The sequence below is a fragment of the Halotalea alkalilenta DSM 17697 genome (assembly GCF_000621205.1).
GTDB lineage: Bacteria > Pseudomonadota > Gammaproteobacteria > Pseudomonadales > Halomonadaceae > Halotalea > Halotalea alkalilenta.
Genome location: NZ_JHYY01000035.1, coordinates 61,360 through 75,659, shown reverse-complemented (window position 1 = coordinate 75,659; position 14,300 = coordinate 61,360). Strand labels below are relative to the sequence as shown.

The window sequence follows — 14,300 nt, the reverse complement described above, 5'->3', positions numbered from 1 at the left end:
TATCGAGGGAAAAGACCGTCCGTGGCGGTCGCTGCGGACGGTGAGTTCGGCATGGTCAGGTGAGGAAGCCACGATGGATGATCGAGCACCGAAGGAAGACGCTGATATCGAGTGGGCGGAAGCCTCATCTGGAGCGCGGTCCGCGAAGGGATCAGGCGGCGCGGTGGGCATGGCGCCCGACGAGCGGGAGGTGATCGAAGGGTTCGATGCGACCCATCGCACTCGTGTGCGGGAAGGGCTCCCGTACCCGCTCGGCGCCACCTGGGATGGGCTGGGGGTGAATTTCGCCCTGTTTTCCGCGCATGCCACCAAAGTGGAGCTGTGTCTCTACGATGACAGCGGCAACGAAACCGACCGTGTCGAGCTGCCCGAGTACACCGACGAGGTGTGGCACGGCTATCTGCCGGATGCGCGTCACGGCCAGCTCTATGGCTATCGGGTACATGGCCCGTTCGATCCCGAGAATGGGCATCGTTTCAATCCCAACAAGCTGCTGCTCGATCCCTACGCGATGCAGATCGTCGGCGAGCTCGAATGGGACGATGCGCTGTACGGCTACGTCATCGGCGACGAGGAGGGCGATCTCTCCTTCGACGAACGCGACAGCGCGCCTTTCATGCCCAAGTGCCGGGTGATCGACCCCGCTTTCACCTGGGGCCGCTCCCGCGAGATCCACATACCCTGGGACCAGACGATCTTCTACGAGACCCACGTGCGTGGCTACACCATGCGCCATCCGGCGGTACCGGAGGCGCTGCGCGGCACATTCTCGGCGCTGACCGTGCCGCAGGTGGTCGAATACATCCAGAAGCTCGGCGTCACCTCGGTGGAGCTGATGCCGATCCATGCTTTCGTCGACGACCGCCATCTGCAGGAGAAAGGGCTGCACAACTACTGGGGCTACAATACGCTGGCCTTCTTCGCCCCCCATCCGAAGTACATGGCGACCGAATCGGTCAACGAGTTCAAGCAGATGATCGCCTGCCTGCACGCCGCGGGCATCGAAGTGATCCTCGACGTGGTCTACAACCACACCGCCGAGGGTAACGAGATGGGGCCGACGCTTTCGTTCAAGGGGATCGACAATGCCACTTATTACCGGCTGCTCCCCGACGACAAGCGCTATTACATCAACGATACCGGCACCGGCAATACGCTGAATCTCAGCCATCAGCGGGTGCTGCAGATGGTCACCGATTCACTGCGCTACTGGGCCACCGAGATGCGGGTCGACGGTTTCCGCTTCGACCTGGCCACCATCCTCGGCCGCGAGGACTACGGGTTCGACGAAGGGGGTGGCTTCCTCGATACCTGCCGACAGGATCCGGTACTGAGCCAGTGCAAGCTGATCGCCGAGCCCTGGGACTGTGGTCCGGGTGGCTATCAGGTCGGGCGTTTTCCACCCGGCTGGGCGGAATGGAACGATCGCTACCGCGATACGATGCGCGCCTTCTGGAAGGGCGACGAAGACAAGATATCCGAGTTCGCCACCCGGGCCTCAGGCTCGGCGGACTTCTTCAACCAGCGCGGGCGCAAGCCCCACGCCTCGGTCAACTTCATCACCGCGCACGACGGCTTCACCCTCAACGACCTGGTTTCCTACAACGACAAGCACAACGAGGCCAACGGCGAGGAGAACCGCGACGGCCACAGCGACAATCTCTCCTGGAACCATGGTGTGGAGGGCGAAACCGACGATGAAGAGATCAACCAGCTGCGCCAGCGCCAGATGCGCAACATGATCGCGACGCTGATGTTCTCCCAAGGGACGCCGATGCTGCTCGCCGGCGATGAGTTCGCCCGCACCCAGGGTGGCAATAACAATGCCTACTGCCAGGACAGTGAAATCGGCTGGGTCGATTGGGACATCCACGACAAGGGGCAGGCGCTGGTGCGCTTCACCCAGCGGGTGATCGCGCTGCGCAAGCGCTATCCGACACTGCGCCGTACGCGCTTCAGCACCGGTGAATTCAATCCGGACATCGGGGTCAAGGACGTCACCTGGATCCGCACCGATGGCGAGGAGATGACCTTCGAGGACTGGGGGCATGCCCATGCCAAGAGCCTTGGCATGCTGCTCGACGGCCGCGCCCAGCCGACCGGGATTCGCCGCCCTGGCTGGCACAGCACTCTGCTGCTGCTGGTCAATGCGCACTTCGAGGAAGTCGAGTTCACTTTGCCTGACGTGGCGGACGGCACCGGCTGGGTGCGGCTGGTGGATACCTTCCAACCCGAGGCGCCCGAGAGCGCGCCGCAGGGCTACGATGACGGCTATGTCTGCCAGCCGCGCAGCCTGGTGCTGTTCGAGCTGGTCAAGGCGCAGCAGTAGAAACCAGCGCGCCGCGAGGCTTGAACTCGCGGCGCTCAGACTGCTGACAAAGTATTTGAAGATGCCACGATGGTTTCCAGCCGCCTCCGAGAGCGCGCTGGCCGGCAATCGCTTGCACCGGGGTTTGCGACATGGATGTCGCAAAAGGCGCGCCCGGACAGGGACGTCCATGCGCGCCGACCCGAGGGCAAGCGATTGATCGGCCAGGGTTTCGCGATCTCGTGGCGGCGCGTCCCCTTTCAGGGGGAGCGCGAGGGGTCCGCCCCTCGCATCTAAGCGAGCTAGAGGTGCGTTAGGACCCAAACGGTTCTCGACTCGCCAGGATCGAGAGCGTCGCTGGGTCAAAAGGGGGTTGTCATTAATCTGCGCGCCGCGAGGCTTGAGCTCGCGGCGCTTTCGCTTCTCGACTCGCGGCGAGGGTCAGTCGTTGATCGCTTCGCGAGCCCGGTCGAGCAGGTTGGAGGTGGTCTCCTTGGTGCTTTCCCAAGCGCTCTGCGCGCCTTGCTGGGTCTGCTCCCACAGCCGGTTGAGTCCCGCCCGGCTCTGGTTCCACCAGTCGTTGTCGTAGACCGGCAGCGCACGCACTCCGTCGGCATCGAGATCGAGGGTGACGCGATACTCGAGACGCTCGATATCGTCGTCATTGAGGGTCTGGACGGTGAACTGGCCACGTTCGATCACTCTATCCTGGTCGCCGCTGCCCTGCAGGCCGTCGACGTCGATCACCAGCGCCTGGACGCTCATGTCCTCGCCGAGCAGGATGTCCTCGACTTCGCCGATCGCCTGATTGGGGTTGTCGCGCAGATAGACGTTGGCATCGTTGAGTTCACTGGCCGAGTAGAGCCCCTGGGGCCCGCTCTGGGTCTGCGCCTGGGCGGTCGCGGCGCCGGCGAGCAGCGCGCACGAGACGGCCAGTGCCAAGGGAAGTCGATGATGGTATGCACGCATGGTCTGACTCCTGGTCGATTGAATCACCCGCCTATCGCGGGAGAGACGGCTTTCCCGCCGTCGTATGGGACGTACGTCACCTTCCGAGCATAGGCGATAGGTCGAGGTGGCGCGGCGTCGATGCCCAATCGGCAAGCCTCATGCAAGATGGGTATGCCGGTGCGCTTGCTGCCCTCGCCAACGCCTTCGACGCGTCGCATACTATTCGGCCTGGCCCGCGGACCGTCGAGGCCAGGCCTCGAATCACAATTCCACAGGATGATCGCCATGAGCTGGACTCCGAGCCGTGCAGATTTCGATACCTACATGTTGCCCACCTATGCACCGCAGAACGTGATCCCGGTGCGAGGCGAAGGTAGCCGACTGTGGGATCGAGAGGGCCGAGAGTTCATCGATTTCGCTGGCGGCATCGCGGTCAACGCACTGGGCCACTGCCACCCTCGGCTGGTCGAGGCGTTGAAGGCCCAGGCCGACAAGGTCTGGCATCTCTCCAACGTCTACACCAACGAGCCCGCGCTCAGGCTCGCCCGCTGGCTGGTGGAGCACACCTTCGCCGACAAGGTGTTTCTTTGCTCTTCCGGGGGCGAGGCCAACGAGGCCGCGTTCAAGCTGGTGCGGCGCTATGCCCACGACATGCATGGCGAGCACAAGCAGAAGATCATCTCGTTTCGCCAGGCGTTCCATGGCCGCACCTTCTTCACCGTCAGCGTCGGCGGCCAGCCCAAGTACTCCCAGGGCTTCGGCCCGGTACCCGGGGGCATCGAGCACGCCGAGTTCAACGACCTCGACAGCGTACGCGCGCTGATCGACGATGAGACCTGCGCGGTGGTGGTCGAGCCGATCCAGGGCGAAAGCGGCGTCAGGCCGGCCGACCCCGAGTTCCTGCGCGGCCTGCGTGAACTCTGCGACCAGCACCAGGCGCTGCTGGTGTTCGATGAGGTGCAGTGCGGGGCGGGGCGCACTGGCTCGCTCTATGCCTACATGGAATACGGCGTGGTGCCCGACGTGCTGACCACCGCCAAGGCGATCGGCGGCGGCTTTCCGCTCGCCGCGATGCTCACCACCGATGAGATCGGCAAGGTCTTCGTGGTCGGCACGCACGGCTCGACCTATGGCGGCAACGCCTTGGCCAGCGCCGTCGGTCTCGCCGCGATGGAGACCATCGGCTCCAATGAAGTGCTCGATGGCGTCGCCTCTCGCCACGCGCTGTTTCGCCGCCATCTCGAAGCGCTCGGCGAGCGCTATGGGGTCTTCAGTCAGGTTCGCGGCAAGGGGCTTTTGATCGGCGCCGAGCTGGCCGAGCCGTACGCCGAGCGCGGTCGCGACATACTCGAGGCGTCGATCGAAGAGGGGTTGATGCTGCTGGTCGCGGGTCCCGGCGTGCTTCGCTTCACCCCGTCGCTTGTGATCACTCCGGCCGAGATCGAAGAGGGCATGGTGCGTCTCGATCGCGCGCTGGCCCGTATCGCTGGCTGACCTGCGCATTTCTCACCGCGTCGAGCTTCGTTTCGCGCGGTGTTTCCCCTAGAGTCGGCGGTTGCCGCCGCCGGCTTCTCCATTCCCGCATGGCTAGGAGTTCGCGCATGCTGGTCGTTCGTCTGGTCGAGCGTCGGGACATCGATGCGCTGATCGCGCTGGCGGCCCAGGCCGTTCCGCGGCTGACCAATCTGCCCGAATGGCGTGAGGGTCTCGAGGCGCGGATCGAGTCGACCCGCGCCTCGCTCGAGCGCGAGATCGCGACGCCCGGCGATGAGGTCTACATGTTCTCGCTCGAGGACACCGTCGCCGGCCGCTTGGTCGGTACCGCCACGCTCCGGGCGCAGGCCGGCAGCGGCCAGGCCTACTACACCTATCGTCGTGAGACGATGATCCATGCCTCCCCAGGGCTCGGCCTGCGCCAGGAGGTCGACGTGCTCTCGTTCTCGCACGAAATATCCACCGCCACCCAGCTTTGCGCCTTGGCCGTCGCGCCGGAGTATCGCGACGACCTCGAGGCGGTGGCGCTGCTGCGCCGAGCGCGGCTCGCCTTCATCAAGCAGCATCCGCAGCGTTTCGCCCACTGGTGCGCGGTGGCCTTCGCCGGCGTCCTCGACGCCCGCGGCCGTTCGCCGTTCTGGGAGAGCGTCGGGCGCCACTTCTTCGATCGCGACTTCGCCGAGATCAACTTCCACGCCGGGCGCCGGGCGAAGAGCTTCGTCGCCGAGATGATGCCGCAGCTGCCGCTCTACGAGGAGCTGCTGACGCCCGAGGCTCGCGAGGTGATCGGTGAGACCCACGTCGCCCATCGTCACGCGCGCCAGGCGATGCTCGACGAAGGCTTCAAGCCGGGCCGCCACATCGACATCTTCGATGCCGGCCCGGTGCTCACCGCTCGCGCCCAGCGGCTTCGCACCGTGGCCGAAAGCCGCGGCTGCACCCTGGCACCCGGCGAGCCCGGCCCGGATGCACCATGCGCACTGGTGGCGCGCAGCGGGCTCGACGATTTTCGCGTAGTGTCCGCGCCAGCGGTGCTCGATCCCGACGGCGGCGCGCACCTGGGCGCTTCGGCGCGGCGCGCGCTGGGGATGGAAAGCGGCGGGCGGCTGCAGTTGGTGCCGCCCCGGTCGACGGTGGAGGAGAGATGATCGTACGCCCGATCCAGCTCGATGACCTCGATGCGCTACAGCAGATGGCCCGCGAGACCGGGGTCGGTTTCACCTCGCTGCCGGACAATCGCGAGTTCCTGCGCGCGAAGATCGAGCACAGCATGGCTTCGTTTCTCGACCCGCGCGGCGAGGGGGCACAGCTTTACTTCTTCGTCCTCGAAGATGATCAGGCTTCCTCCGCCGAGCGAATCGCTGGCTGCTGCGCGATCGAGGCCCGGGTGGGGCTGAGCTCGCCGTTCTATCACTACCGCCTTGGGCGGCTCGCCCACTGCTCTCCTGAACTCGGCCTCCACCGGCTGCTCGAGACCCTGTTCCTCTCCTCCGACCACACCGGCGACGCCGAGGTGTGCTCGCTCTATCTTCGTCCGGCCTGGCGCGGCGGCAGCGGTTTGCGCTCGCGCCTCGGTACGATGATCTCGCGGGTCCGCTGGCTGTTCATCGCCGCCCAGCGCGAGCGCTTTCCCCAGCGGGTGCTGGCGGAGATGCGTGGCCGGGTCGACGATCAGGGCGCGAGTCCGTTCTGGAAGAGCCTCGGCAGTCGCTTCCTGCCAATGGACTTCGGCGACGCCGACCGGCTCATCGGCCTGGGTGAAAAGGGCTTCATCGGCGAACTGATGCCGAAATACCCGATCTATACTGCTTTCCTGACCCAGGAAGCGAGACTGGCGATCGGTCAAGTCCACGACCAGACTCGTCCGGCGATCGCGATGCTTGCCCATGAGGGGTTGCGCTGGGAAGGCTACATCGACATCTTCGATGGAGGGCCGACCATGGAAGCCTACATCGATGACGTTCGCGGCGTACGCGACAGCCGTCGGCTGGTGGCGCGGGTAGACCCCGAGGCCAGCGACCGCGAGGCCCGCGCCAGCGGTTTTCGGCCTCGCTGGCTGGTCGCGCGGGATGGAGCGGCGAAGGACTTTCGGGCCGCCTGGGTCTCGCGTGCGCCCCGCGAAGAGCGCCTGGTGCTGAGCCTCGCCGAGGCGCAGCGCTTGAAGGTATCGAACGGTGACTATCTGCGCGTGCTGGAATGCTGAGGGGGGCGATCAGATGTCCGATACACCTAGCCTTGCGCCGTCACGGCGTCAGTTGATCGATGGCCGCTGGGTCGATGGGGAGGGCGCGCGCTTCGACAAGCGCGACCCGGTGGCGGGAACGCCGCTGTGGGAGGGCGCCAGCGCCTCGGAGGCCCAGGTACGCCAGGCGGTAGCGGCGGCCCGTGCGGCGTTCCCCGACTGGGCGCGCGCGCCGCTCGAGCGGCGTACGGCGCTGGTCGAGAGCTTTCGCGAACGCCTGCGCGCGCATCGCCCGACCCTGGCGCGATGTTTCGCCGAGGAGACCGGCAAGCCCTATTGGGAGACGCTCACCGAGGTCGACGCGATGATCAACAAGGTCAAAGTGTCGATCGAAGCGCAGCTCGAGCGAGCGGGTACCCGGGTAGTCGACAAAGGGGATATGCGTGCGCGAGTCAGCCACCGTCCCCACGGGGTGATGGCGGTGTTCGGTCCCTACAATTTCCCAGGCCACTTGCCCAATGGCCATATCGTACCGGCGCTGCTGGCGGGCAACTGCGTGGTGTTCAAGCCCAGCGAGCTGACCCCTAAAAGCGCAGACCTGGTGCTCGGCTGCTGGCTCGAGGCCGGCTTGCCCGCGGGGGTGATCAATCTGCTCCAGGGCGGTCGTGAGGTCGGCCAGGCGCTGACCCGCCAGCGGGGCCTCGACGGCGTGCTGTTCACCGGCAGCGCCTCGAGCGGCAAGCAGATTCATGCCCAGTTCGCAGGCCAAGTCGACAAGCTGCTGGCATTGGAGCTCGGTGGCAACAACCCGCTGGTGGTCCGCGACGATTGCGGGATCGACGCGGCGGTGGTCAATATCGTCAATTCCGCCTTCCTCTCCGCAGGCCAGCGCTGCAGCTGCGCGCGCAGGCTGCTGGTGCCGGACGGCGATTGGGGTGTGGCGCTGACCGAGCGCCTGATCCAGACCATGGCAAGGCTCCGGGTCGGCGGCCAGTTCGACGAGCCCGCGCCGTTCTACGGTGGCTTGGTGAGTCCGCAGGCCGCCGAGCGGATGCTCGACGCCCAGCGCGAGCTCGAGGAGTGTGGCGCCCAGGTGCTGCTGCGGATGCATTCGCTCGCCGAGGGCACGAGCCTGCTGTCGCCAGGGCTGGTCGACGCCACCGGAGTGGAGCTGCCGGACGAGGAGTATTTCGGCCCGCTCTTGACGCTCTATCGCTATCGCGACTGGGACCAGGCGATCGAGCTTGCCAACCGCACCCGCTACGGGCTTGCGGCGAGCCTGCTCGGCGGCGACGAGGCGGCGTGGGAGGATTTCTCGCTGCGCGTGCGCGCAGGGGTGGTGAACTGGAACCGGCCGACCTGCGGTGCGGCCAGCGACGCGCCCTTCGGCGGCGTCAAGGAGAGCGGCAATCACCGCCCCAGTGCTTTCTACGCCGCGGACTACTGTGCCTACCCGGTGGCCTCGATGCAGAGCCCGGTGCTGGACCTGCCCACCACGCTGCCCCCGGGCCTGCAGCTCTGATGCGCCACCTGGTGGTGGCTCCTGGAGAATAGAGATGAGCGACGTTCGCGAAGTCAATTTCGATGGATTGGTCGGCCCGACCCACAACTACAGCGGTCTGGCGCACGGTAACCTAGCCTCGCACGACAACGCGGGACTGACCTCGAGCCCGCGTCAGGCAGCCTTGCAGGGCCTGGCCAAGATGAAGGCGCTGAAAGACGCGGGCTACCTGCAGGGGGTGATTCCCCCCGCGCCGCGACCGCTGCTGTCGACGCTCAGTGATCTCGGCTTCCATGGGCCGGGGATGCTCGACGAGGCTGCTCGCGAGGCGCCCGCGCTGCTGCGTGCGGCGTTCTCGGCATCGAGCATGTGGGTGGCCAATGCGGCGACCGTGACGCCCAGCGCCGATAGCCAGGACGGCAAGGTCCACTTCACCCCGGCCAATCTCCAGTCGAGCCTCCATCGCAGCCTGGAGGTATCGTTCACCAGCGCTATGCTGGCGCGGGTATTCGCCTCGCCCCGCCACTTCGTCCATCACCCGGCGCTGCCGGCGACCCCGGCGCTCAGCGATGAGGGCGCGGCCAACCATACCCGGCTGTGCGCCGCCCACGGGGGGCCCGGCGTCCATCTGTTCGTCTATGGGCGTGACGACGGCGACGACGCGGGGCCGATGGCGCCGCAGCGCTTCCAGGCGCGCCAGAGCCTTGCCGCCTCGCAGGCGGTGGCGCGCCAGCATGGCCTGGGTGATCACCGTGCAGTGTTCGCCCGCCAGCATCCACGGGCGATCGACGCGGGTGTCTTCCACAACGACGTGATCGCCGTCGGCAATGGCCCGGTGCTGCTCTACCACGAACTCGCTTTCGCCGACGAGGAACCGACCCTCGAGGCGCTGCGCGAACGCATGCTGTCGCTCGACGGTACGTCGCTGCTGCCGGTGCGTGTACCGATCGAAGCGGTGTCGCTCGAGGATGCGGTATCCAGCTACCTGTTCAACAGCCAGCTGCTCTCCAATGGCGACGGCAGCATGAGCCTGGTGGTGCCGGTGGAGTGCCAGCGCAACGAGGCGGTGTGGTTCGCGCTGCAGACCCTGCTGCTCGATGGCCCCAATCCGATCAGCGAGCTGCTGGTCCAGGACGTCACCCAGAGCATGAGCAACGGCGGCGGCCCCGCCTGCCTGCGTTTGCGGGTGGCGCTGAGCGGGGTCGAGCGCGAAGCGCTGGGGGGGCGGCTCTTGCTGTGCGATTCGCTCTATGCCGATCTCACCGCCTGGGTCGAGCGCCACTATCGTGATCGGCTTTCTCCTGAGGACCTCACCGACCCCCGGCTCGCTGACGAGACCTTCTGCGCGCTCGAGGAACTGGAGCAGATCCTCGATCTGCCAGGGCTCTACGGGAAGCGATAGGGCATGTCGAAGCTGGATAGTCACATCATCGGGTCATGGGCATGATCTGCCGGAAAATCAGGCTCTCAGGGCAAGTACGGCAATCGTCTGCCGGAATTTCATAATTCAAACTTAATAAGCTTGCGGTGCCCACGGCGCCGCTTGTCAGCTTCCTTCCCCCTGGTACGATCCATCTCCCCCGAGTCTCCGACGAAGCGGATGAAAGCCCGCTGCGAACGCGACTTTTCGATCTCCATCAGCGCCTTGCGCTCGCCGTGCCGTCCATCATGCCGTCAATCATGTTTTCTCGCCGCGCGCTGTTCGGGTTGATGGTGCTATGTGCGGCGCTCTTTTCTTTCGAAGCTCGTGCAGCGACCACTCTGCGGCTGGCTTCCCAGCTGCCCGAGGCCCATGCCCTCGGCCAGAACCTGGCGCTGTTCGCCGAGCGGGTCGAAGCGCTCAGCGATGGTGAGCTCAGGATCGTGATCTATCCCTCGTCGCAGCTCTACAGCGACAAGATGATCCCCAAGGCGGTCGGGGTCGGGGCGATCGATATGGGTATCGCCTCGCTGACCCAGTTCGCCGGTATCCAGCCGGCGGTCGATCTGTTCTACCTGCCGTTTTTATTCGAGGACCAGCAGGCCGTACTGCGTGCGATCGATATCGATAGCCCAGTGCGCCAGCGCCTCGATCGAGCGCTGCTCGAGACCGGCACCCGGGTGCTGTGGTGGCAACCCTACGGCAGCACCGTGGTGATGAGCCACCATCCGGTGCGGGTGCCGGAGGACCTCGCCGGGCGCAAGGTGCGGGTCTTCGGCAAGACGGTGGGGGATTTCATCGAGGCGATCGGTGCCGCGCCAACCTTGCTTTCCGGTGCCGAGCAGTTCCTCGCCTATCAGCGCGGCACGGTGGATGCCGGGCTCTCCGGCATCCTCGCGATCAAATCGAGGCGGCTCTACGAGCTGATGCCCCATATCACCCTGACCCGCCACGCAGACGTCGAGTTCGTGGTGCTGATCAACGACCAGCGTTGGCGCTCGCTCGACGATCGCCAGCGCGAAGTGCTCGCCGCCGCCGCGCGCGAGGCCGAACTGGAGCTGCGCGACCAGATCCCGCGTCTCGAGCGTGAGGCCGAGGCGTTCGTCGCCGAGCGTGCCGAAGTGGTCGAGCTCAGTGACGCCGAGCGCGAGCGCTGGCGCGAAGCTTCGAGCCCGGTTCGCGCGGCCTTCCTGGCCCAGAGCGGCGCGCTCGGTGCCGAGCTGCTCGAGGCCGTCGAACGGATCAACCGTCCCAGCGAGGAGCGCCTGCCATGATGCCCGAGCGCGGTTCCATCGCCACCGCATCCCACGCCAACCCGATCGACCGGCTCGCCGAGTTCGCTGCACTGCTCGGCGCTTGGCTGTTCGCTGTGGTGGCAGTGGCGATCTGTTACGAAGTGGTGTGGCGCTACCTGCTCAACGCGCCCTCGATCTGGGTCGAGGAATTGACCCTGCTCGCCCAGCTGTGGGCCACCTATCTCGGCGCCGCCTACGTGCTGCGCCATGACGGCCTGATTCGCATCACGGTGATCCGTGAATGGGGAGGCGAGCGCGTTCGCCTGGTGAGCGACCTGCTGGCGCTCGTCGCGGTGCTCGCCTTCAGCCTGCTGGCCACCTGGTTCGGCATGATCTCGCTGATCGAGAGCCTGAGCGTGGGGCGCGCCTCGGCGAGCCTTCTGATGCTGCCGGCCTGGACCAGCGAAGCGGCGGTGCCGATCGGCTTCGGCTTGCTCAGCGCCCAGGCGCTGCTCGAGCTCGTCCGTCTGGTACGCGGCCAGCGCCGGCCGGCGCGGGAGGTGGCGCAATGAGCGCCTGGTGGGTGGTGGCGGCGCTGCTCGCACTGCTCGCCGCCGGGGTGCCGGTGGCATTCGCCTTCGCCCTGCTGGCGGCGGTGATGCTTTGGTGGATCGATATTCCTATGATCAGCATACCGCTAGGGCTGATCGAGGGGATCGATAGCTTCGTACTGCTCTCGGTGCCGCTGTTCCTGTTGATGTCGAACGTGCTGCTGCGGGGCGGTATGGGACGTGATCTGTTCGCTGCGGTGCAGAGCTGGGTCGGCCACTGGCCGGGGGGGCTTGGCGTTGCGACGATCCTCTCCTGCGCGCTGTTTTCGGCGATCTGCGGCTCGTCGGTGGCGACCGCGGCGACGATAGGTAACGTGGCGATCGGTGAAATGACCTCGCGCGGCTATCCGAAACGCTTCGTCTACGGACTGCTGGCCGCCGGCGGTACCCTCGGGGTGCTGATCCCACCCTCCATCCCGTTGATCATCTACGGCGCGATCACCGAAGAGTCGATCGTCGAGCTGTTCCTCGCCGGTATCGTTCCGGGCCTGGTGCTGACCGGGCTTTTCATGCTGGCCTGCCTGGTTCACGCCTTCACCCGCCATGGCGCGCCGCGCCTCGCCCCGCAGAGCTTGAAACAGCGCTGGCGGGCGAGCCGCGGTGCACTGCCTGCGCTCGGGCTCGCGGTACTGATCGTCGGTGGCATCTACACCGGCGCGTTCACGCCCACCGAGGCAGCGGGAATCGGTGCGGTGGCAGCGGTTCTGCTGGTCGGGCTGATGGGCAGGCTCAACTGGGCCGACCTGCGCCAGGCGGTGCTCGACAGCTTCCGCACTACCGTGACGCTGTTTTTGATCATCATCGGTGCCAAGCTGTTCGGCCACGCGGTGGCGCTCTACGACATCCCGCAGCAGATCACCACCCAGATCACCGCGACCTTCACCACTCCGCTCGGTTTCCTGCTGGTGGTGGCGCTGGTGGTGCTGGTCGTCGGGTTGTTCCTTGAGTCGGTCTCGCTGCTGCTGCTGATGGTGCCGATCCTGCTGCCCTCGCTGCTCGGCATGGGAATCGATCTGGTGTGGTTCGGCATCCTCTTCGTGATCATGATCGAGTTCGCGCTGATCACTCCGCCGGTGGGGATGAACCTGTTCGTGCTCCAGGCGGTGGCGGGCGCGCGGATGGGGGAGATCGTGCGCGGCGTGGTGCCGTTCTTCGCCCTGATGGTGGTCGCATTGATTTTGGTCTACCTGTTTCCCGCCCTGGCGCTGTGGCTGGCCAAGGGGTGAGGCGCCGCTCTTTCGCGTTTCACCGCTGCACTCTTTCCTAGCCGTCTAGCCTAGCCATTTGGTCGTATTCGTATGCCTGTTAGTCCGAAGGCCCCATTCATTGGGGCCTTGCGCTATGCGGGTTGGCCGCTCTTTTCTTCGATCCGGTGAAAGAGAGGATCTCTTGCGTGCACGAGTCTCGCTAGCGAGTGCGCCGGCCAGGGATTAGCTTCCTACTGACGATGACGCCCTCACGCTCGGCGTCTATTTCATTGCGCGGCCAGACCGTAGGGGAGGTAGGCAAGAATGAACGCCAAGGCGCTGGTACTCGAGGAGAAAGGACGGCTCTCGCTGCGTGAGATCGCGCTGGACGACCGGCTGGGCGCGGATGACGTACGCATCGCGGTCCGCACGGTGGGAATCTGTGGCAGCGACGTCCATTACTACACCCATGGCCGGATCGGGCCGTTCGTGGTCGAGCAGCCAATGGTGCTGGGCCACGAGGCGTCGGGGGAGGTGATCGAGGTCGGGGCCAACGTGCGCCATCTCGAGGTGGGTGATCGCGTGTGCATGGAGCCGGGAATTCCCGATCCCCAGTCGCGCGCCTCCCGGCTCGGTATCTACAACGTCGATCCGAGGGTGACCTTCTGGGCTACGCCGCCGATTCACGGCTGCCTCACCCCCGAGGTGGTCCACCCCGCGGCGTTCACCTATCGCCTGCCCGACTCGGTCAGCCATGCCGAAGGGGCGATGGTCGAGCCGTTCGCGGTCGGCGTCCAGGCTGCGGTCAAGGCAGGAATCAAGCCGGGCGATCTCTGCGTGGTGACGGGCGCCGGCACCATTGGACTGATGGTCGCGCTGGCGGCGCTCGCCTCGGGTGCCGGACAGGTGGTGATTTCGGACGTCGTCGACGAGAAGCTCGAGCTTGCCGCGGGCTATCCCGGCCTGGTTCCGGTCAACATCTCTCGCGAGTCGCTGCGCGACCGGCTCTCCCTGCTGTGCGGTGACGACTGGGGCGCCGATGCGGTGTTCGAAGCCAGCGGCAGCCCGAGGGTATACGACGATGCGATCGCCTGCGTACGCCCGGGCGGTGCGCTGGTGCTGGTCGGCATGCCGGTGGAGCCGGTGCGTTTCGATGTGGTCGCCGCTCAGGCCAAGGAAATCCGCATCGAAACGGTGTTCCGCTACGCCAACGTCTATGATCGCGCGATCGCACTGATCGCCTCCGGCAAGGTCGATCTCAAGGCGCTGATCCGCGAGACCTATCCCTTCGATCGCGCGATCGAAGCGTTCGAGCGCGCGGCCGAAGGGCGGCCCGCCGACATCAAGCTGCAGATCGAACTGCCGAGGGCCTGAGAGCGCCTGTCCGCGCCGGCCCGCACGAGCGGGCGGG

Annotated in this window: 11 protein-coding genes; 10 read left to right on the top strand and 1 reads right to left on the bottom strand. The window is 66.1% G+C overall.

What is annotated here, in order from left to right; all coding sequences use genetic code 11:
• Positions 1 to 169 precede the first annotated feature (169 nt).
• Positions 170 to 2,329 carry a glycogen debranching protein GlgX gene (gene glgX / locus Q376_RS0107135; RefSeq protein ID WP_052365030.1) on the top strand — a complete coding sequence of 720 codons (2,160 nt, stop codon included), beginning with the start codon at positions 170 to 172 and terminating at the stop codon, positions 2,327 to 2,329.
• A gap of 420 nt (positions 2,330 to 2,749) precedes the next feature.
• Here the strand turns inward: glgX and Q376_RS0107130 are convergent, their stop codons facing one another.
• Entirely contained in the window at positions 2,750 to 3,277 is a 528-nt protein-coding gene (locus tag Q376_RS0107130) for a hypothetical protein (RefSeq protein WP_043446622.1), read from the bottom strand.
• A 267-nt stretch (positions 3,278 to 3,544) separates the two neighbouring features.
• Between Q376_RS0107130 and Q376_RS0107125 the strand changes: the two genes are divergently transcribed.
• From Q376_RS0107125 to Q376_RS0107080, 9 genes are all read left to right on the top strand, one after another.
• Positions 3,545 to 4,753, top strand: a complete 1,209-nt coding sequence (locus Q376_RS0107125; protein ID WP_027349743.1) for an aspartate aminotransferase family protein — start codon at positions 3,545 to 3,547, stop codon at positions 4,751 to 4,753.
• Between the two features lie 107 nt (positions 4,754 to 4,860).
• Positions 4,861 to 5,901, top strand: coding sequence for an arginine N-succinyltransferase (locus Q376_RS0107120; RefSeq protein WP_027349742.1), 1,041 nt, complete (start codon positions 4,861 to 4,863; stop codon positions 5,899 to 5,901).
• Positions 5,898 to 6,956, top strand: coding sequence for an arginine N-succinyltransferase (astA, locus tag Q376_RS0107115; RefSeq protein ID WP_027349741.1), 1,059 nt, complete (start codon positions 5,898 to 5,900; stop codon positions 6,954 to 6,956). The genes Q376_RS0107120 and astA overlap by 4 nt, the downstream gene beginning before the upstream one ends.
• Before the next feature lie 13 nt (positions 6,957 to 6,969).
• Complete coding sequence (gene astD / locus Q376_RS0107110) at positions 6,970 to 8,457, top strand: succinylglutamate-semialdehyde dehydrogenase (RefSeq protein ID WP_027349740.1); 1,488 nt, start codon at positions 6,970 to 6,972, stop codon at positions 8,455 to 8,457.
• A 34-nt stretch (positions 8,458 to 8,491) separates the two neighbouring features.
• The gene (gene astB, locus Q376_RS0107105) at positions 8,492 to 9,838 is read left to right on the top strand and encodes an N-succinylarginine dihydrolase (protein WP_027349739.1); all 1,347 of its coding nucleotides are present in this window, start codon (positions 8,492 to 8,494) and stop codon (positions 9,836 to 9,838) included.
• Between the two features lie 266 nt (positions 9,839 to 10,104).
• Positions 10,105 to 11,130 (top strand): TRAP transporter substrate-binding protein DctP, encoded by a 1,026-nt coding sequence (dctP, locus tag Q376_RS0107095; protein WP_155834187.1) that lies wholly within the window; start codon positions 10,105 to 10,107, stop codon positions 11,128 to 11,130.
• Positions 11,127 to 11,663, top strand: a complete 537-nt coding sequence (locus tag Q376_RS21695; RefSeq protein WP_052365029.1) for a TRAP transporter small permease — start codon at positions 11,127 to 11,129, stop codon at positions 11,661 to 11,663. Before dctP ends, Q376_RS21695 begins: the two co-directional genes overlap by 4 nt.
• Positions 11,660 to 12,928 (top strand): TRAP transporter large permease, encoded by a 1,269-nt coding sequence (locus Q376_RS0107085; protein ID WP_027349737.1) that lies wholly within the window; start codon positions 11,660 to 11,662, stop codon positions 12,926 to 12,928. Before Q376_RS21695 ends, Q376_RS0107085 begins: the two co-directional genes overlap by 4 nt.
• Positions 12,929 to 13,213: 285 nt before the next feature.
• The gene (locus tag Q376_RS0107080; protein WP_027349736.1) at positions 13,214 to 14,263 is read left to right on the top strand and encodes an NAD(P)-dependent alcohol dehydrogenase; all 1,050 of its coding nucleotides are present in this window, start codon (positions 13,214 to 13,216) and stop codon (positions 14,261 to 14,263) included.
• Positions 14,264 to 14,300: the final 37 nt, after the last annotated feature.

Bases quoted from the DNA above. Each gene is read 5' to 3' on its own strand.
- glgX (WP_052365030.1), top strand. From the start codon at position 170: ATGGCGCCCGACGAGCGGGAGGTGATCGAAGGGTTCGATGCGACCCAT.
- Q376_RS0107130 (WP_043446622.1), bottom strand. From the start codon at position 3,277: ATGCGTGCATACCATCATCGACTTCCCTTGGCACTGGCCGTCTCGTGC.
- Q376_RS0107125 (WP_027349743.1), top strand. From the start codon at position 3,545: ATGAGCTGGACTCCGAGCCGTGCAGATTTCGATACCTACATGTTGCCC.
- Q376_RS0107120 (WP_027349742.1), top strand. From the start codon at position 4,861: ATGCTGGTCGTTCGTCTGGTCGAGCGTCGGGACATCGATGCGCTGATC.
- astA (WP_027349741.1), top strand. From the start codon at position 5,898: ATGATCGTACGCCCGATCCAGCTCGATGACCTCGATGCGCTACAGCAG.
- astD (WP_027349740.1), top strand. From the start codon at position 6,970: ATGTCCGATACACCTAGCCTTGCGCCGTCACGGCGTCAGTTGATCGAT.
- astB (WP_027349739.1), top strand. From the start codon at position 8,492: ATGAGCGACGTTCGCGAAGTCAATTTCGATGGATTGGTCGGCCCGACC.
- dctP (WP_155834187.1), top strand. From the start codon at position 10,105: ATGCCGTCAATCATGTTTTCTCGCCGCGCGCTGTTCGGGTTGATGGTG.
- Q376_RS21695 (WP_052365029.1), top strand. From the start codon at position 11,127: ATGATGCCCGAGCGCGGTTCCATCGCCACCGCATCCCACGCCAACCCG.
- Q376_RS0107085 (WP_027349737.1), top strand. From the start codon at position 11,660: ATGAGCGCCTGGTGGGTGGTGGCGGCGCTGCTCGCACTGCTCGCCGCC.
- Q376_RS0107080 (WP_027349736.1), top strand. From the start codon at position 13,214: ATGAACGCCAAGGCGCTGGTACTCGAGGAGAAAGGACGGCTCTCGCTG.